The 19998-nt window shown below is 59.4% G+C and carries 11 protein-coding genes; 5 read left to right on the forward strand and 6 right to left on the reverse strand.

Translation table 11 applies throughout. The annotated features are described in order from the left end of the window. Positions 1 to 552 precede the first annotated feature (552 nt). The 4 genes from RHP75_RS07805 to RHP75_RS07820 all read left to right on the forward strand — a co-directional run bounded on the left by RHP75_RS07805 (position 553) and on the right by RHP75_RS07820 (position 7635). Positions 553 to 2544 (forward strand): DUF1302 domain-containing protein, encoded by a 1992-nt coding sequence (locus tag RHP75_RS07805; RefSeq protein ID WP_311091236.1) that lies wholly within the window; start codon positions 553 to 555, stop codon positions 2542 to 2544. A 66-nt stretch (positions 2545 to 2610) separates the two neighbouring features. Further along, complete coding sequence (locus RHP75_RS07810) at positions 2611 to 3981, forward strand: DUF1329 domain-containing protein (protein ID WP_090384529.1); 1371 nt, start codon at positions 2611 to 2613, stop codon at positions 3979 to 3981. 195 nt (positions 3982 to 4176) lie between these two features. Then, a complete protein-coding gene (locus tag RHP75_RS07815) occupies positions 4177 to 5265 on the forward strand; it encodes a WD40/YVTN/BNR-like repeat-containing protein (protein WP_409079711.1) in 1089 nt (362 codons plus the stop codon). A gap of 15 nt (positions 5266 to 5280) precedes the next feature. Continuing rightward, positions 5281 to 7635, forward strand: a complete 2355-nt coding sequence (locus RHP75_RS07820; RefSeq protein ID WP_311091238.1) for an RND family transporter — start codon at positions 5281 to 5283, stop codon at positions 7633 to 7635. A 303-nt stretch (positions 7636 to 7938) separates the two neighbouring features. On the opposite strand, the gene RHP75_RS07825 is transcribed toward RHP75_RS07820, so the two are convergent. Genes RHP75_RS07825 through RHP75_RS07850 form a run of 6 tightly spaced genes read right to left on the reverse strand, consistent with a single transcriptional unit; the run spans position 7939 to position 14754 of the window. Continuing rightward, a complete protein-coding gene (locus RHP75_RS07825; RefSeq protein ID WP_311091239.1) occupies positions 7939 to 9579 on the reverse strand; it encodes a BatD family protein in 1641 nt (546 codons plus the stop codon). Then, the gene (locus tag RHP75_RS07830; RefSeq protein ID WP_311091240.1) at positions 9576 to 11336 is read right to left on the reverse strand and encodes a VWA domain-containing protein; all 1761 of its coding nucleotides are present in this window, start codon (positions 11334 to 11336) and stop codon (positions 9576 to 9578) included. Before RHP75_RS07830 ends, RHP75_RS07825 begins: the two co-directional genes overlap by 4 nt. Then, complete coding sequence (locus RHP75_RS07835; protein ID WP_311091241.1) at positions 11333 to 12364, reverse strand: VWA domain-containing protein; 1032 nt, start codon at positions 12362 to 12364, stop codon at positions 11333 to 11335. The genes RHP75_RS07830 and RHP75_RS07835 overlap by 4 nt, the downstream gene beginning before the upstream one ends. Then, positions 12357 to 12851: a DUF4381 domain-containing protein gene (locus RHP75_RS07840; protein WP_311091242.1), complete on the reverse strand. Its 495-nt coding sequence runs from the start codon at positions 12849 to 12851 to the stop codon at positions 12357 to 12359. The genes RHP75_RS07835 and RHP75_RS07840 overlap by 8 nt, the downstream gene beginning before the upstream one ends. After that, entirely contained in the window at positions 12848 to 13789 is a 942-nt protein-coding gene (locus tag RHP75_RS07845; protein ID WP_311091243.1) for a DUF58 domain-containing protein, read from the reverse strand. The genes RHP75_RS07840 and RHP75_RS07845 overlap by 4 nt, the downstream gene beginning before the upstream one ends. 5 nt (positions 13790 to 13794) lie before the next feature. After that, the gene (locus RHP75_RS07850) at positions 13795 to 14754 is read right to left on the reverse strand and encodes a MoxR family ATPase (protein ID WP_311091244.1); all 960 of its coding nucleotides are present in this window, start codon (positions 14752 to 14754) and stop codon (positions 13795 to 13797) included. A 185-nt stretch (positions 14755 to 14939) separates the two neighbouring features. Here RHP75_RS07850 and RHP75_RS07855 point away from each other — a divergent pair, with 185 nt between their 5' ends. Beyond that, complete coding sequence (locus RHP75_RS07855; protein WP_311091245.1) at positions 14940 to 19781, forward strand: NAD-glutamate dehydrogenase; 4842 nt, start codon at positions 14940 to 14942, stop codon at positions 19779 to 19781. The last annotated feature ends 217 nt before the right edge of the window (positions 19782 to 19998 follow it).

Below are 19998 nucleotides of genomic sequence, written 5' to 3' on the forward strand. Positions count from 1 at the left end.
AACTCTAAAGACCGATCCTGCCTATCTATGTGCAATGCATAGGGTTACAGGTGCTCATACAGTCCTTTTTAACCTCACTAAAGTGTTACCTGGCTTAATCGGGTAACACTTTTTGTGTTACCCGATTAAATGTAAGCAGAGTTTGCGCAATATGGATTGAGCTGCTTGGCTTGACCTTGGCTGATTTGTTTGAAACATCTAGGCGTGCACAACGCAGTAAGGTGACTGATCGCGCCAGATGGTAGGACAAAATAGGAAAAATCTGTCACTGCATGGGCTTGCCTGGCTTGTGAATGATCAGTCACAAAGTGGCTTTATAGTTTGGCTGTGTGTTGAGCTGGATTTTTTATACGCCTGTTTGAATTGGCACTATGGTTGCAGGGAACTAAATTGATTTGACCTCGTCATGGTGCACGCCAAACAGTGAGGTGCGTGTAAGCGCGTTGGGGGCTTGCCTTCCAATCAACATTTAAGGCCGTCATCAGTATGGCCATAACGTGCCCCAGCGGTTGGGGTACAAAAAAGATGATCTGTCCACGGAGTAATGTTTCGATGGAAATTAAGTCCCGTAAGCCCGTATTGCGTTTCGCACCTGCCAAGGCAGGTTTTGCTTTTGTCGGTCTCCTTCCTCTGCTGGTAGCGGCACATGCCCAGGCAGTGGAATTCAGCTTCGCCGACGATGAAATCAGCGGCTCCATCGATACCACCGTGTCTTATGGTCAACTTTGGCGCGTACAGGGCCAGGACAAGACCAACAACGATATCAACACCAACGACGGTAACCGTAACTTCAATACCGGTCTGGTATCTGAGGTGTTTAAAATCACGACCGATATGGAAGTGACCTACCAAAACTACGGCGCCTTTGTGCGCGGTACTGCGTTCTATGACACCCAGATCATGGATAAGCGCAACAATTACTACGACACCAGCCTGGCTTATCAGCCAAGCCAGAACGTACCAAACGATGACAGTTTTACCCGTGGTACTCGTCATTCGGCTGGTCGCAATGCAGAAATCCTTGATGCCTATGTTTACGGTAACTGGGATGTTGCCGATATGCCGGTTGGCGTGCGCTTCGGTAAGCAGGTATTCAACTGGGGTGAAGGCCTGTTCTACCGCGGTGGGGTAAACACTACTAACCCAGTAGATGCCGGTAAGTTCCGTTTGCCAGGTGCAGAAGTCAAAGAAGTGCTGGTTCCTGTTGAGGCGCTGAGCTTTAGCGTTGGCCTGACTGACAATATTTCTATGGATGCATTCTATCAGTTCAACTGGAAAGAGTCGGCGATTGATCCAGTGGGTACTTATTTCTCTGAGACCGACTTGTTCGGTGAGGGGGGTAATACTGCATATAATGATTTCTCAGGTACTACATTAGCGCCTGCTATCACTGGGTATAATAATTTGGCTGCCGGCGCTTTCGGTGGGCCAGCTCTTGCCGGTGCTCGTGCAGCAGGTCTCTATCAGAACGGCGTGAATACCTCATTCGGAAATATTCTAAAAGTTGCTGATGTCAATAGTGATTTGAATGCCAAGAATGATGGTCAATATGGCCTATCTTTCAAATATATTGCTGAGGAGTTGAACTCTACGGAGTTTGGTGCATATCTCGTTAATTATCATGCCAAAGAGCCGACGATTTACGCTGATTTGAATGGTTATACAGGTGTCAATGTTAATAACTTGGCTGCTGCTGTTGGTGGTTTAACCAATGCCGTTGGCTTTGCTACTGTAGATATTCTTGGGGCTACTCAGGCAAAGCGGGAATATGCTGAAGATATTCGTATGTATGGCTTGAGCTTCAATACAACCCTTAATGAAACCTCTGTTTTCGGTGAGCTGGCATATCGACCTAATCTGCCAGTCGGCATTGCAGCTACTAACGATCTTTTAGGCGATCTTGTAATTCAAGGTGCTAAGCTAGCGAATAACTCTGGTCTTATTCCAGGTAGCGGTACAGCTATTATTTCAGGTGAGCAGATTTCTCGTGACGGTTCTGTAAGTAACTATCGCCGCGTTGAGTCATTCAATCTTTCACTTGGTGCAATTCATAATTTTGGTAACGTCCTCAGCTTTGACTCGCTGTTCGGTGTTGCAGAAATTGCTTCCGAGCATTTGCGTGGCGACAGTTTGAAATACACCGGTGTTCGCTCCACAGCAAACCCGTTTGCTCCACAAACGTACACTCGTTGCATCGCAGGTCGTGCTAATACCTCTTATTCGACCGATGAGGCTATGGCTGAGCAGGATTGTGCGTCTAGTGATGCTTACGGCTACACGCTGGTACTTTCCGGCACTTGGAACGACGTTTACGCAGGCGTAAACCTGTCGCCGTTCACTGTTTTTAAACACGACTTCCAAGGCAACTCGCATCAGACCGGTAACTTTATCGAAGATCGTAAGGCTTACACCGTGGGTCTGCGCGCCAGCTACCTGAATAGCCTGGAAGCTGAGATTCAATACACCGAGTTTATGGGCGCCGGTCAGAGCAACTCGGGTCGTGACCGCGACAATATCGGCCTGAACGTCAAATATTCCTTCTAAACATAACTAGAAAATATCGAGTGCCTGCGGGCACTCGGTTGCTGACTTATTTCACGGAGAATCAAGATGCTGAAAAAGCACACGCTGATTGGTGCAGCCATTGCGCTGGCACTGTCCGCTGGCAGCGCGTTCGCTGCGGTTTCGCCTGCGGAAGCGGCCAAGTTGGGCGCAAGCCTCACCCCGTTCGGTGCCGAGAAAGCCGGTAACGCGGCGGGCACCATTCCTGAGTGGACCGGTGGTATTACTCAGGCGCCAGCGGCTTACAAGACGCCAGGCCAGCACCACGTAGATCCGTTTGCTGATGACAAGCCATTGTTCACCATCACTAAAGCCAATCTGGATCAGTACAAAGACAACCTGACCCCAGGTCAGATTGCGATGTTCAATACCTATCCGAACAGCTACCAGATGCCGGTCTATCAGACCCGTCGTTCCGGTTCTGCGCCGCAGTGGGTGTATGACAACACCATCAAGAACGCCAGTACGGCCAAGTTGCTGGATGGCGGTAACGGCTTCTCCGACGCTTACGGCGGTATCCCGTTCCCGATCCCGCAAAATGGCGTAGAAGCGCTGTGGAACCACATTGCACGCTACCGTGGTACCTACATTGTGCGTCGTGCTTCGGAAGTAGCCGTGCAGCGTAACGGCAGCTACTCCCTGGTGACCTCGCAGCAGGAAGCCATGTTCAAGTTCTACAACCCGAAAGGGACTGCAGCTGACCTGAACAACATCATGTTCTACTACCTGTCCTTCACCAAGAGCCCGGCGCGTCTGGCTGGTGGTGCGGTACTGGTGCACGAAACCCTGGATCAGGTAAAAGAGCCACGTCAGGCCTGGGGCTATAACGCTGGTCAGCGCCGCGTACGTCGTGCGCCGAACCTGGCCTACGACACTCCGATCGCTGCCGCTGACGGCCTGCGCACTGCAGACGACACCGACATGATCAACGGTTCGCCAGATCGTTATGACTGGAAGCTGGTAGGCAAAAAGGAAATCTACATTCCTTACAACAGCTACAAAGTCACCAGCCCGGACGTCAAGTACAAGGACCTGCTGCAAGTTGGTCACTTGAACCCAGCCTTTACTCGCAACGAGCTGCACCGTGTGTGGGTAGTCGAGGGTACGCTGAAGTCGGGTTCGCGCCACATCTACTCCAAGCGCACCCTGTTCCTCGACGAGGACAGCTGGCAAGCAGCTGTGGTTGATCAGTACGACGGTCGTGGCGAGCTTTGGCGCGTTTCGATTGCCTACCTGAAAAACTACTACGACCTGCCGACCACCTGGTCTGCGCTGGATACTTTCCACGATCTGCAAGCCCGTCGTTACCACGTGCAGAACCTGGATAACGAAGAGCCAAGCACCATCGACTTCAGCCAGGCTGTGCCGGATGACGGTTACTTCAAACCTGCTGCGCTGCGTCGCCGCGGTACGCGTTAATCCGCGTGTAGGTTGAGCAAAAGGCCGCTACTGTTGTAGCGGCCTTTTGCTATTTGTCAGTCCAACAGGGCATGGTAGACGGGCGGGTTTAACAAAACATAACGTCGCGCCGATTGTCAGGCCTTTTGAAAGCTCAGTAGGATAGGCGCACTGCTATAAGGGTAGTGCTACCTATAAGAATAAGGGGGAAGGTATATGAGTGAGCCCGTCATGCGGCGCACCCAGGCCGGTCGTGTTGTGGGGTTGTCCCGCGCACCGGCGCTCCGCGTCCACTCACCGATAGCCAAAGCGCTGTCGCTGTGTAGTGTGCTATCCGTGCTGATGTTTACCAGTGCGCCATTGCAGGCTGCCAGCGATGACGCCAGTCATTTCTCAGTAGCCTCTGCCCAAGCTCAACAAAGTCTGCTGCTGGATGTCGCTAGTCTGGGTAAGCGCCTGGTCACCGTGGGTGATCGTGGGCATATCCTCTATTCCGACGACAACGGGGCAAGCTGGGTTCAGGCAAAGGTGCCGACCAAGCAGATGCTCACTGCCGTGTTCTTTATCGACGACAGCCATGGCTGGGCTGTTGGTCACGATGCACAGATTCTCGCCAGCAGCGATAGCGGCGCTACTTGGGTCAAACAGTTTGAAGACCTTGAGCGTGAAGCGCCGCTGCTGGATGTCTGGTTCAAGGACCGCAATAACGGTTATGCCGTAGGCGCATACGGCGCCTTGTTGGAAACCACCGATGGCGGTGCCAACTGGGAAGATGTCAGCGACCGCATGGACAACGAAGACGCCTACCACCTCAACGCCATTGTCGAAGTTAAAGACTCCGGCCTGTTTATTGTGGGCGAACAGGGTGCGATGTTCCGTTCCCCGGATTGGGGCCAGACCTGGGAAACCTTGGAAGGCCCTTACGAGGGCTCGCTATTCGGTGCTCTAGGCACTGATGAAGCCGGTGCGCTGCTGGTTTATGGCCTGCGTGGGCATCTGTTCCGTTCGGCAGACTTTGGTACGACCTGGCAGGCAATCAGCCTGAACACGGCCAACAATGGCCCTCTGGAGTTTGGTCTGGCTGACGGCAATCGTCTGGCTGACGGCTCCATTGTGGTGGTTGGGCATGGCGGTACCGTACTCAAGAGCACCGACAACGGCCGCAATTTCAGTGTGACCAATCGTGCCGACCGGCTTTCGCTGGCAGGCGTTGCAGCAATGGAAAACGGCAATCTGATTCTGGTAGGGCAGGGTGGTGTTCATGCTGCTACGCCTACTGGCGCCGATCTGGGCCAACAACAATAAGCCGGGAGCCTTTGCATGAGTAAGCATCAACAACAACCTGCCTCCTTCCTGGAGCGGTTGATCTTCAACAATCGCCCGGCCGTGATTCTGCTGTGCCTGTTGATCAGTCTGTTTCTGTTCTTCCAGGCGGCGCAGGTGCGTCCGCAGACCAGCTTCGAGAAGATGATTCCGCTGGGACATCCCTATATTCAGAAGATGCTCGAGCACCGCAATGACCTGGCGAACCTGGGTAACACCGTGCGTATCTCGGTGGAAGCGGTGGATGGCGATATCTTCAGCAAGGAATACATGGAAACGCTGCGTCAGATCAACGACGAAGCCTTCTACATTCCGGGTGTCGACCGTTCCGGTCTGAAGTCGCTGTGGAGCCCAAGCGTACGCTGGACCGAAGTGACTGAAGAAGGGTTTGCCGGCGGTGAAGTGATTCCGCAAACCTACGACGGTTCTGCAGAAAGCCTTGAAGAGCTACGCAGCAACATCCTCAAGTCCGGGCAGATTGGCCGTCTGGTGGCCAACAACTTCAAGTCGAGCATCGTCGACCTGCCGTTGCTGGAGACCTATGCCGACCCGAATGATCAGAGCAAGCAGATCCCGCTGGATTACCAGAAGTTCTCCCACGAACTGGAAGAGAAGATCCGCGAGAAGTACCAGGCGCAGAACCCCAACGTCAAAATCCACATCATTGGTTTCGCCAAGAAAGTCGGCGATCTGATCGATGGTCTGATTGGCGTGGCGTTGTTCTTTGCCGTGGCCATCGGCATCACCTTCGTTCTGCTGCTGTGGTTCACCCACTGCTTCAAGAGCACCCTGGCGGTGGTCCTGACCACGCTGATCGCGGTGGTCTGGCAGCTGGGTTTGCTGCATACCCTGGGCTTCGGGCTTGATCCGTACTCGATGCTGGTGCCGTTCCTGGTCTTTGCCATCGGTATTTCCCATGGCGTGCAGAAGATCAACGGCATTGCCATGGCATCGGGCGAAGCGACTGATTCGTTGTCCGCCGCACGTATGGCTTTCCGTCAGCTGTTTATTCCGGGTCTGGTGGCGCTGCTGTCGGATGCGGTGGGCTTTATCACCCTGCTGCTGATCGACATCGGCGTTATCCGTGAGTTGGCCATCGGCGCCTCCATGGGTGTGGCGGTGATCATTCTGACCAACCTGATTCTGCTGCCAGTGATGATTTCCTATGTCGGCATCAGCAAGAAGGCGGTGAAGATCAGCCGCGAAGAAGCCGACAAGGAGCATCCGTTCTGGCGCTTTATCTCCAACTGCGCGCACCCGATGGTCGCCCCGATTTCCGTGGTGGTTGCGGTCGCGGCGCTGGCGGGCGGTGTGTGGTACGGGCAGAACCTGAAGATCGGTGACCTTGACCAGGGCGCGCCTGAGCTGCATCCGGATTCGCGCTACAACCTGGATAACGATTTCGTCATCCGCAACTACTCCACCAGCTCCGATGTACTGGTGATCATGGTCAAGACGGCGGCCGAAGGTTGCTCGACTTACCCGACGTTGTCGGCCATGGATGAGTTGATGTGGAAGATGGAGAACACCGAAGGCGTGCAGTCGGCCATTTCCATGGTTACCGTGTCGCGTCAGGTGATCAAGGGCATGAACGAGGGCAACCTGAAATGGGAAACCCTGTCGCGTAACCAGGACGTGCTGAACAACTCCATTGCTCGGGCCGATGGTCTGTACAACGGCGATTGCTCGGTGGCGCCGCTGCTGGTGTTCCTCACCGATCACAAGGCAGAAACCCTGTCGCGTGCGGTCAAGGTTGCTGAAGACTTTGCCAAGGAAAACAACAAGGACGGCCTGGAGTTCATCCTGGCAGCCGGTAACGCGGGTATCGAAGCCGCGACCAACGAAGTGATCGCCAAGTCCGAGACCACCATGCTGCTCGCGGTATACGCCGCAGTGGGCATCATGTGTCTGCTGACCTTCCGTTCCTTCGCGGCAACGCTCTGCGTGATGCTGCCACTGGTGCTGACATCGGTACTGGGTAACGCCCTGATGGCCTTTATGGGCATCGGTGTGAAAGTGGCAACTCTGCCGGTAATCGCTCTGGGTGTGGGTATCGGTGTCGACTACGGCATCTACATCTACAGCCGTCTGGAGACTTACCTGCGTCAGGGCCTGTCGTTGCAGGAGGCCTACTACGAGACCCTCAAGTCGACCGGTAAAGCCGTGCTGTTCACCGGTATCTGCTTGGCGATTGGTGTGGCCACCTGGATCTTCTCGGCGATCAAGTTCCAGGCCGACATGGGCCTGATGCTGACCTTTATGTTCCTCTGGAACATGATCGGCGCGATCTGGCTGTTGCCTGCTCTTGCACGCTTCCTGATCAACCCGGAGAAGCTGCGCAACAAGGCCTAAGCCTGATACGCAGTCGCAACACGAAAAGCCGCGACCTTTAGGTCGCGGTTTTTTATTGTCTACGGGTTAGCTGACATGTCACCCATGTAGGCGCGGACTTGTCCGCGAAGTTGCTGCAGTCTGGCGCAATTCGGGGCAAGCCCGCTCCTACAAAAACGAGCTGCTGGCCCATTATTCGAGGGAAACCGTTTAGCGCTTAGCGGGTTGTCTGGCAGAAACGCTGTGCAGTTGTGGCTCAACTCCAGCCGATGTCTCTGACCAGGTTCCGCCGTGGCGGCGGAGCCTGCTTGCCAATGCCAGTGGCTAGCGCGGATACAGGGGCGGCAAAGCGCTGGTATCCGGGTTGGCGATGCTTTCGAGGTCTTCTACGGCAGGCAGGCTGCGAATCGCCAGCCACAGATTGCGGCCCTGCCAGTGCTGGCCGCTCTCGCTGTACAGCGCGCCATTTAGGCCATCGAGGGCGTCGGACAGTGGGGTAAAGCGCGCGGCCATATCGGCGAGGGTTTCCGGTTGTTGGCGGGCCCAGGCGTCCAGCGCGTGACGAGTAGCTTGCGAATCGTTGGCCATACAGCTGCGTTTGAGGTCATCAAGCAGGTTGCGTTGGCTTGGGCCTGTCTGCTGGCTGGGTAATACCGGAGGCTGACGTCGCGCGCGCCACCACAGAGTAAAACCGAGCAGGGTGGTCAGGCTCAGCAGCGAGGTGCTGAGTTGCCAGGGCCAGAGGTGTGCGTTGTCTACCTCGTTGACTGTGGGGCGGGCTGCCTCAATCGGCAGGGTTTCCAGATTGGGGTTGGCGGCGACCTGCAGGTTGCGCGCAGGCAGGCTGCTGCGTTCGAGCTGGTCGGTCGTAGTGTTCCACCACAGCACTTCGATTGCCGGTAGGGTAATTTCGCCTTCACGGTTGGCCACAAGCGCCTCACGCTCTTCGCGGCTGGCTACCAGGCCGTTGTCGTTGGCCTGGTTGGCTAATTGGGGTTGATCGGGGTAACGGCGCAGGCCGGCAACCTGGGTGGCGGGCAAGGGCGGTAATTGTGCGCTGGCCAAACCTTCAACCTTGAGCAGTAGGCTGCGGGTCAGCGAATCGCCAACGCGGGCGGTTTCCGGCTGGGGGCTCCAGACTTCACTCAGGCTGAGTGCGCGTGCTGGCAGCCAGGGTGCGTCTGCCGGGTAGCTGGCTGGCTTGGCTTTTACCGTCAGCGGAATTTCCGGCGAACGGACCCGCACCACTTTGCCGGGGCGTGGACCGAACGGGTTGTAGGCATTGCTGGCGGCGCGATCAACCGCAGTGGCGGTAAAGGCTTGCGAGGGGATCAGCAGGTCGCCACTTTCCTGGGGGAAGATCGCGTAACGCAGCTCAATCACACCGTGGCGCACGCCGTTGATGTCTTTCTCATACGTGCGCGGTTCACCCAGGGCTTCAACACGCGCCTGGGGCATATCTAGTTGGGTCAGGCTGCTGTCGTCGTAAAGCGAGACGGAGTGGTAGATGCGCAGCGTCAGCACGGTTTGCGCCTGCACGTAGACGCTTTCCTGGTCCAGGCTGGCATCGATAAACACCGGTGCCAGGCGACTGTCATCGGCGCTGGAGGTCTGCTGTACGTGCAGGGTGATGGGTTCGCTTTGCAGCTGGCCAAGGTTCAGCGGCGGGATCACCACATAACCGCTGTGCTTGGGTTGCAGGGTGACTATCCAGCGCGTGCTCGCCTGGGCACCGTTGCTGCCGCTGGTCAGGCGGTTGACCTGGCGGGTGCCGAGCACTTCGAACAGCTCATTGAGCGGCTGCAGATCGGGCTTGCCGAACAGCGTGGCGTCATCCGATTCCAGGGTCAGCTCAACGCTCTCGCCGGCATCCAGGCGGGTGCGGTCGACGCTGGCGGTCAGGCTTTGCGCGCTGACGTTCAGGGCCAGCAGGCCAAGTAGAAGGGTACAGAGCAGTCGGCTCATTGCAGTTGTTCCTGGCGCTGTTGTTGTTCCAGCCTGAATTTACGCCGCAGCAACTCGCCCGGATCATCGGGGATCTGCCGCAGCCATTGTTCCAATGCCTGACGCCGCTCGCCATCGAGGGCCGGCTCGGCGCTGGCGATCTGTTCTTCGCCGCTGTCGCTGTCGTCTTCTTCTGGTTGTTTCGGCGGTGTATCCGCGTCTTCGTTGGCGCCGGGCTGTGCGGGTTTTTCGCCCTGATCTTCAGGCTCTGAAGGCTCGGCCGGCGATTGCTCTGCCTGTTGCTGTGCGTCTGGATCGGACTGGCCTGCCTGCGGCTGGCTGCTGGGCTGATTCTGCTGCTCGTCGGGTTCTTGCGGGTCGTCGGTTTGATTCTGCTGTTGCTGTTGGTTCTGGCGCAGCAGTTCTTCGACCAGGGCTTTGTTTTTTTGCGCTTGGGCCAAGTCGGGTTGCAGCTCCAGTGCCTGGGTGTAGGCGTCCACGGCGGCTTCCAATTCGTTGCTGCGTGCCAGGGCGTTGCCACGGTTGTAGTGGTCGCTGGCGCTTTCGCCATTGGCAAAGCGTTCGGCGGCCGCGGCGTAATCGCCGGCCTGGTAGAGCGCTTGGCCTTGCCAGCGCGGATCGTTGAAACGTTGCGCAGCTTCTGCAGGCTGTTGCGCCTCCAGCAGGCGCTGGCCTTGCTGGTCAGCGCGGAGCCAGAGGTCGTCGAAGCTGAAGGCGTAGCTGTTCTGCGGCAGGCTCAGCAGCAACAGCGGTAAGCACAGCAGCCAGCCGCGGCGGGCGGCGCAGGCGGCCAGTAACAACAGCGGCAGAAGCAACCAGTGGCTCTGGTCTGCCCAGGCTTGCAGCTGGGTCAGCTCACCATCGCGGCGCAGCTGTTGCGGTGCATCGAGTAGGCCCAGGTTGCGCAAGTCGCGTTCATCCAGCGTCACGCCCTGATACTGCCCGCCCAGCTCGTTGGCAAAGCGCTTGAGGCCGTTGCTGTCCAGGCGTGGCAGCAGGATGGTGCCCTGAGCATCCTTGAGGAATGAACCGTCCTCCTGAATGATCGGCGCGCCCTGGGTGCTGCCAATGCCGAGAATGCGTAGGCGCTCACCACGGCGGCCGAGCGCCTGGGTGATGGCCTGGCGTTGCGTCTCGTCGATGCTGCTGGTCAGCAGCAGCAGGCGGCCATTACCCTGTGCACCCTGCTCGAGCAGTTGTAGGGCTTTGGCCACCGCCAGGTCGGCACGCTTGCCAGGCTCCGGCATGATCTCTGGGCTCAATACATCGAGTAGATTGCGGCTGGTGGCAAGGTCGTCGGACAGCGGCACCAGGGTGTGTGCGCTGCCGGCATATACGACGATGGCGGTTTGCGCATCCTGGCGCGCTTCCAACAGATCGAGCAACTTGCGCTTGGCCTGGGCCAGGCGATTGGGCGAGGCGTCGCTGGCGAGCATCTCGGGGGTCAGTTCGAGCAGTACCACCAGCGGGTCGGCAGGCTTGGGGTTCTGCTGCTCGATGCGTTGCCAACTGAGGCCGAGCAGTGCCAGCACTGCCAGTAGCCACGCCAGGCCGAGTGCCAGCCAGGGCAGACGGCTGTTGCGCCCACCGGTGGCGGTCAGCAGCGCGGTCTGGAAAGCGGCCGGCAGCAACGCTTGCCAGCGGCCGCTGCGTTTCTCCCGGTGCCAGAGCTGCCAGAGCAGAAAGCCCAGCAGCGGTATTAGCAGTAGCCAGAAGGGTCGTTGCCAGTGCGGCCAGAGGCTGGTCAATTCGCTCATGACTGTTTCCCCCGCAGCCGTGTCAGCTGATTGCGCCAGCGTTGTTGCAGGCTCGGCCAGAGTGTCTGGCTGACCAGTAGCACGCTTAGCAGTAAGGCCAGGCCCAGCGGCCAGGGATAGAGCGGCAAGGTCGGTCGCGCCAGGGTCGGTTTCTGCGCTACCGGTTCCAGGCGGTCTAGGGTCGCTTCGATGGCTTGCAGCTCCTCGCTGTCGCGGGCGCGGAAGTATTCGCCGCCAGTGGCCTCGGCAATCGCCCGCAGGCTCGGCTCGTCCAGATCGATACCGGGATTAAAGCCAAGCATGCCGAGCACGCCACCTTGCTCAGGGTCGGCACCGATGCCGATCGGGTAAATGGTGATGCCTTCCTCGGCGGCCAGGCGCGCGGCGGTCATGGGGTCGATTTCACCAGCGTTGTTGGCGCCATCGGTGACCAGTACCAGCACGCGGCTCTGCGCCGGGCGCTCGCGCAGACGTTTGACCGCCAGGCCAATGGCGTCGCCGATGGCGGTCTGTGGTCCGGCGATGTTCTTCTGTGCTTCATCCAGCCAGGTATGCACGGTCTGCCGGTCGAAGGTCAGCGGCGACTGCAGGTAGGCGCGGCTGCCGAATAGGATCAGGCCAACCCGGTCACCCTGGCGGCCGTCGATAAAGTCGCCGAGCAGGTGTTTGACCAGGGTCAGGCGACTGACTTCCTGGTCTTCCCAAATCATGTCGGAATAATCCATGGAGCCGGATACATCCACCGCCAGCAGCAGGTCGCGACCGCTGGCGGGCAACGGCAGCGGCTCACCCAGCCATTGCGGGCGCGCGCTGGCGAGCAGCAGTAACAGCCAGATCAGCGCAAACGGTGCTTGTTGTCGCAAGGCTGGCAGTCGTACGCGAGCGCGGCGTCCGCTCAAGCCTTCGAGCTCCGCCAGAAAGCTGATTTTCAACGCTGCCTCGCCGCTGTCCGCAGGCGGTAGCCAGGCGCGCAGCAGCCAGGGTAGGGGAGCAATCAGGAAGACCCAGGGCCAGGCAAACTCAAACATGTTTGCGAATCCAGATCGACACCGCCTGGTTGAGCCCAGCGATGGCCTTGTCATCCAGATTGCAGTGCGGGCGATAAGCGCCTTCCACCAGAATCATCCAGCGGGTCAGGCCGGCCGCAGGGCAACGGCTGTCGAGGAAGGCCAGCCAGGCGCGGCTGCTCAGAATATGGCTGTTGCTTTGCGGGTAACGCTCGCGGCACAGACGTTTGAGAATGGCGTTGAGTTGCTGCAGCCAGGGGCCGGCATCGACGCCGTCGTAGGGTTTGTCGAGGCGTTCGAGTTCGTTCAGCGCGGCCTGGCGCAGCGGGTCAAGCGGTGCTTCGCTCGATTGCTCGGCAGCTTTGCGTGGCAGGCGTTTAAGCAGCTTGAAAGCGGCCCACAGCAGTACGGGCAGGAGCAGGGCGAGCAGCCACCAGCCCGGTGCCGGCGGCCACCAGCTGATCGGCGCGGGGGCGATCAGCGGTTCGAGTTGATCCAGCGGGTTCACAGGGCCTTCCTCGGCCGCTGGGCATTCAGGTGTTCACGCAGCTGCTCGATCATCTCGCTCTGGGTATTGAGGGCCAGCAGCGGCACGCCGAGTTTCTGTGCCAGGCGCTGCCAGCGCGCCTGGCGGGCATCGGCCAGGCTGCGGTAGGCCTGGCGCAGTTCGGCGTCCTGGGTGTCCAGCTCCAGTTGCGCGCCGTGCTCAGTAAAACGCAGCAGGCCGGCATTGGGCAAGGCATGGTCGAGCGGGTCGGAAAGGGGCAGCAACAGCAGGTCGGTATGCCGCGCCAGTAGCAGCAACTGCTGTTCGCTACTGTCGTTCAGCGTGCGCTCATCACACAGAACCACCACCAGGCTGCCGGGGCGCAGCACTTCGCGGGCGCGGCGTAAGGCCAGGCCGAAGCTGTCGCGCCCGCCCTGACTGTCGTTGCTCAGGGCCTGATTGGCTTTGGCCAGGCGGCTGAGCAGTTGCAACAGGCTCTGCTTGCTGCGCCGGGGTTTGATTTCGTGGTGTTCCAGGTCACCGAATACCAGCCCGCCGATGCGGTCGTTGTGGCCCAGCGCAGCCCAGCCTATCAGGCTGGCGGCCTGGGCGGCGAGCACCGATTTGAACATCAGCCCGGAGCCGAAGAACAGCCGCTTGCTCTGCTCGACCATAATGTAGATCGGTCGTTCGCGCTCTTCATGGAACAGCTTGGTGTGCGGCTCCTGGGTGCGCGCGGTCACTCGCCAGTCGATGGTGCGCACGTCATCGCCGGGCTGGTACACGCGCACCTGATCGAAGTCCACGCCGCGTCCGCGCAGTTTGGAGTGGTGTAGGCCGATCAGCGGGCTGCGCCGCGCCGGGGTGGAAAACAGCTGCACCTCACGCACACGGTGGCGCATCTCGATCAGTTCACCGAGGCTGACGCGAATGCCGGGTTGCGTGGGTTGGTCGTGCATGGTGGTTAGGCGACCGCCACAACGTCGAGAATGCGCTGCACTACGCGGTCCTGGTCGATGCCGGCGGCTTCTGCCTCAAAGGACAGAATGATGCGGTGCCGCAGCACGTCGAACAGCACCGCCTGGATATCTTCCGGGCTGACGAAATCCCGCCCAGCCAGCCAGGCGTGGGCCCGTGCACAGCGGTCCAGGGCAATCGAGCCGCGCGGGCTGGCACCGTAGGCAATCCACTCGGCCAATTCCGGGTCGAACTTGGCTGGGGTGCGTGAAGCCATCACCAGTTGCACCAGGTATTCCTCCACCGCGTCGGCCATATAAAGACCGAGGATTTCCTGGCGTGCGGCAAAGATTGCCTGCTGGCTGACCAGTTGCTCGGGCTTGGTTTCACCGTTTAGCGCTTCGCCACGGGCCTGGGCGAGGATCTTGCGTTCCACGCTGGCGTCGGGGAAACCGATCTTCACGTGCATCAGAAAACGATCGAGCTGGGCTTCAGGCAGCGGGTAGGTGCCTTCCTGCTCGATCGGGTTTTGTGTGGCCATCACCAGAAACAGCGGCGACAGCTGATAAGTGCTGCGGCCCACCGACACCTGGCGTTCTGCCATGGCTTCAAGCAGCGCCGATTGCACCTTGGCCGGGGCGCGGTTGATCTCGTCGGCCAACACCAGGTTGTGGAAGATCGGCCCCTGCTGGAACACGAAGCTGCCGGTTTCCGGGCGATAGATCTCGGTGCCGGTGATATCAGCCGGGAGCAGGTCGGGGGTGAACTGGATGCGGTGGAACTCGGCCTCGATACCTTCGGCCAGCTCCTTGATCGCCTTGGTCTTGGCCAGACCGGGAGCGCCTTCGACCAGCATGTGGCCATCGGCGAGCAAGGCAATCAGCAGCCTTTCGATGAGTTTTTCCTGGCCGAGGATCTGACTTGAAAGAAAATGTCGCAGCGCGACAAGCGCTTCACGGTGTTCCATCGTTAAGCTCATCCGGCAAATGTGACCAGCGAGTCTTGAATCTCGCCAGAGTTAAGTGGCAGCCACTTTAATGCAATCGCGGCCTCCTAGACTAACGTTGAACAACAAGGTTGTGGCGAAGGTCATTACTCGTGACTGCCTTGATCGAGTCCCCTGACGAATAACAAGCCAAACGGAGCAAACCCATGGCGTTCTTTACGGCGGCCAGCAAAGCCGATTTTCAGCACCACCTGCAAACGGCGCTGGCGCAGCACGTCAGTGAACAGGCTCTGCCACAAGTAGCCCTGTTCGCCGAGCAATTCTTCGGCATCATCGCCCTTGAGGAACTGACCCAGCGTCGCCTCTCTGATCTGGTCGGCTGCACCTTGTCGTCCTGGCGATTGCTGGAGCGTTTTGAACCGGCCAAGCCCGAAGTGCGGGTATTCAACCCCGATTATGAAAAACACGGCTGGCAGTCCACCCACACGGCCGTGGAAATTCTGCACAGTGACATTCCGTTCCTGGTCGACTCGGTGCGCATGGAGCTGAACCGTCGTGGTTACAGCATCCACACCTTGCAGAACAGCGTGTTTAGCGTGCGCCGCAACAAGAGTGGCGAGCTGCAGGAAATCCTGCCCAAGGGTGCCCAGGGCAAGGATGTACAGCAGGAAGCGCTGATGTTCCTGGAGATTGACCGCTGCGCCAACGTCGGCGAGTTGAAGACCCTGGAAAAAGACCTGCACGAAGTATTCAGCGATGTGCGCCTGAGCGTCGCCGACTTCCAACCGATGAAAGCCAAGGCCAAGGAACTGCTGGCCTGGCTGGATAAAGCCAAGCTCAAGGTTGAAGGTGCCGAGCTGGAAGAGATCAAGGTATTCATGAGCTGGTTGCTCGACGACCACTTCACCTTCCTCGGCTATGAAGAGTTCACCGTTGCCGACAGCGCCGGCGGCGGCAGCATGGTCTACGACGAAAAGTCCCTGCTGGGCATGTCCAAGCGCCTGCGCAGCGGCCTCAAGGTCGATGAACTGCATATCGAACCGGAAGCTGTGGCTTACCTGCGCGAGCCGCAGCTGCTGTCCTTCGCCAAGGCCGCCGTACCGAGCCGCGTGCACCGTCCGGCCTACCCGGATCTGGTGTCGATCCGCGAGCTGGATGCCAAAGGCAAGGTGGTCAAGGAATGCCGCTTTATGGGCCTGTACACCTCGGCCGTGTATGCCGAGAGCGTTTGGAACATTCCGTTTATTCGCCGCAAGGTGGCGGTGATCAAGCAGCGTTCCGGTTTCGACAGCAGCGCGCACCTGGGCAAAGAGCTGGCTCAAGTCCTGGAAGTGCTGCCGCGTGACGACCTGTTCCAGACCCCGGTGGACGAGCTGTTCAACACCACCATGGCCATCGTGCAGATTCAGGAACGCAACAAGATTCGCGTATTCCTGCGCCGCGATCCGTATGGCCGTTTCTGCTACTGCCTGGCTTATGTGCCGCGTGATGTGTACTCCACCGAAACCCGCATGAAGATCCAGCAGGTGCTGATGGAGCGTCTGCAGGCTACCGATTGCGAGTTCTGGACCTTCTTCTCCGAGTCGGTACTGGCGCGGGTGCAGTTCATCCTCAAGGTTGACCCGAAGAACCGCGTGCAGATCGACCCGCTGCGCCTGGAAAAAGAAGTGATCCAGGCCTGCCGTTCGTGGAAGGACGATTACACCAGCCTGATCGTCGAAAGCCTCGGCGAAGCCCAAGGCACCGAAGTGCTCAGCGAATTCCCCGGCGGCTTCCCGGCTGGTTACCGCGAGCGTTTCGCCCCGCACTCGGCAGTGGTAGACATGCAGCACCTGCTTAGCCTGAACAGCGAGCGCCAACTGGTGATGAGCTTCTACCAGCCGCTGACCCAGGGCGAGCAGCAGCTGCACTGCAAGCTGTACCACGCCGACACGCCACTGCCGCTGTCGGACGTGCTGCCGATTCTGGAAAACCTCGGCCTGCGCGTGCTCGGCGAGTTCCCCTACAAACTGCGTCGCGCCGATGGCCGCGAGTTCTGGATTCACGACTTCGCCTTCACCTATGCCGAAGGCCTGGATGTCGATATCCAGCAGCTCAACGACACCCTGCAGGGCGCTTTCGTCAATATCGTTGGCGGCGCGGCGGAGAACGACGGCTTCAACCGTCTGGTGCTGATGGCCGCCATGCCGTGGCGTGATGTGGCGCTGCTGCGGGCTTACGCCCGTTACCTCAAGCAGATTCGCCTGGGCTTCGACCTCAGCTACATCGCCAGCACCCTGGTCAACCACGCTGATATCGCCAAGGAGCTGGTGCGCCTGTTCAAAACGCGTTTCTACCTGGCGCGCAAGCTCACCGCTGATGACCTGGAAGACAAGCAGCAGAAGCTCGAGCAGGCAATTCTCGCCGCGCTGGACAACGTTGCGGTGCTCAACGAAGACCGCATCCTGCGCCGCTACCTGGACCTGATCAAAGCCACCCTGCGCACCAACTTCTACCAGACCGATGCCAGTGGTGCGCCGAAGAGCTACTTCAGCTTCAAACTCAACCCGCGCGCGATTCCGGATATTCCTCGGCCGACGCCGAAGTTCGAAATCTTCGTCTACTCGCCGCGTGTTGAAGGGGTGCACCTGCGTTTTGGCGACGTCGCCCGTGGTGGTCTGCGCTGGTCGGACCGTGAGGAAGACTTCCGCACCGAGGTGCTGGGCCTGGTCAAGGCGCAGCAGGTGAAGAACGCGGTGATCGTGCCGATGGGCGCCAAGGGCGGCTTTATTCCACGGCGTATGCCGGTCGGCGGCAGCCGTGATGATGTGCTGGCCGAGGGCATTGCCTGCTACCGCATCTTTATCAGCGGCCTGCTGGACATCACCGACAACCTGAAAGACGGCGCCGTGGTACCGCCGCAGAACGTGGTGCGCCACGACGGCGACGATCCGTACCTGGTGGTAGCGGCCGACAAAGGCACCGCGACCTTCTCCGATATCGCCAACGGCATTGCTGCCGAATACGGCTTCTGGCTGGACGATGCGTTCGCCTCGGGCGGCTCGGCCGGTTACGACCACAAAGGCATGGGCATCACCGCCAAGGGCGGCTGGGTCTCGGTGCAGCGTCACTTCCGTGAACGCGGCATCGATGTGCAAAAGGACAACGTCACCGTAATCGGCATCGGCGATATGGCTGGCGATGTATTTGGCAACGGCCTGCTCCTGTCGGAAAGTCTGCAGCTGGTCGCAGCCTTCAACCACATGCACATCTTTATCGACCCCAACCCGGATGCGGCCAAGAGCTTTGTTGAGCGTCAGCGTCTGTTCGATCTGCCACGCTCCAGCTGGGCCGATTACGACGCCAAGCTGATTTCGGCGGGTGGCGGGATTTTCCTGCGCAGCGCCAAGAGCATCGCCATCAGCCCGCAGATGAAAGAGCGCTTCGATATCAGCGCTGACAAGCTGGCGCCAAACGAACTGCTGAACGCCTTGCTCAAGGCGCCGGTGGATCTGCTGTGGAACGGCGGTATCGGCACCTACGTCAAATCCAGCAAGGAAAGCCACGCCGATGTCGGCGACAAGGCCAACGACCTGCTACGAGTGGATGGCCGCGAACTGCGCGCCAAGGTTGTGGGTGAGGGCGGTAACCTCGGTATGACCCAACTGGGCCGAGTCGAGTACGGTCTCAATGGCGGCAAGAGCAACACCGACTTTATCGACAATGCCGGTGGTGTGGACTGCTCCGACCATGAAGTGAACATCAAGATTCTGCTCGGCGAAATCGTCGGCGCTGGCGACATGACCGGCAAGCAGCGCAACAAGCTGCTGGTGGAAATGACCGACGCGGTGGGTGGTCTGGTACTGGGCAACAACTACAAGCAGACCCAGGCGTTGTCGCTGGCCGAGCGTCGCGCCCGCGAGCGGGTTGGTGAGTACAAGCGTCTGATGAGCGCCCTGGAAGCAGCTGGCAAGCTGGATCGCGCTCTGGAGTTCCTGCCCACTGACGACGAGCTCAATGAGCGCGCCGCCAATGGCTTGGGCCTGACCCGGCCGGAGCTGTCGGTGCTGATTTCCTACAGCAAGATCGACCTCAAGGAATCGCTGCTGAAGTCCCTGGTGCCGGATGACGAGTACCTGGCGCGTGAGATGGAAACCGCCTTCCCGCCGCTGCTGGCGAAGAAATTCGGTGAGCCGATGCGTCGCCATCGCCTCAAGCGCGAAATCGTCAGCACACAGATCGCCAACGATCTGGTCAACCATATGGGCATCACCTTCGTGCAGCGCCTAAAGGAGTCCACCGGCATGAGCGCGGCGAATGTCGCCGGCGCCTATGTGATCGTGCGTGACCTGTTCCGCCTGCCGCACTGGTGGCAGCAGATCGAGGCGCTGGACTACCAGGTCCCGGCCGAGCTGCAACTGCAGTTGATGGATGAGCTGATGCGTCTGGGCCGCCGCGCGACCCGCTGGTTCCTGCGTAGCCGTCGTAATGAGCTGGACGCGGCCCGCGATGTGGCGCATTTCGCACCGCGTATCGAGGCCCTGGTCGGCCGGCTCGACGAACTGCTCGAAGGCCCAGCCCGTGAACAGTGGCTGGCGCGCTTCCAGGGGTATGTCGAAGCCGGCGTGCCGGAAGAGCTGGCGCGTGTGGTCGCCGGTACCAGCCATCTGTACACCCTGTTGCCGATCATCGAAGCGTCGGACGTGACCGGGCAGGAGCCGGATCGCGTAGCGGCGGCGTACTTCGCCATTGGCGGGTCGCTGGAGCTGTCCTGGTACCTGCAGCAGATCACCAGCCTGCCGGTGGAAAACAACTGGCAAGCGCTGGCCCGCGAAGCCTTCCGCGATGACCTGGACTGGCAGCAGCGCGCTATCACCGTCTCGGTACTGCAAATGGCCGAAGGCCCGGCGGATATCGAGGAAAGGGTCGGTGTTTGGCTGGATCAGCACCGCCGTCTGGTGGATCGCTGGAAGGTTATGCTCGGCGAACTGCGCGCGGCCACCAACACCGATTACGCCATGTATGCCGTGGCTAACCGCGAGTTGATGGACCTGGCGCAAAGCGCCTGATAGATGCAGTGCAGGCCTGGCCTGCGCTGTTCCTGCCCCAATAAAAAGCCCCGCTTAGTGCGGGGCTTTTTATTGGGGCAGGTCAGGCGCCAGCACAGACGCAATTGCTCCCGATCTTGCGAGCTAGAGTCCTGCCAGGCAAAAACAGGCGAGGAAGCGGAGTGCACTGTTGTACATGAGCAGTACTCGTTTCACTCGCCCTTCGGGTCGCGCTGAA

It is taken from the genome of Pseudomonas sp. SG20056 (genome assembly GCF_031764535.1).
Lineage (GTDB): Bacteria > Pseudomonadota > Gammaproteobacteria > Pseudomonadales > Pseudomonadaceae > Aquipseudomonas.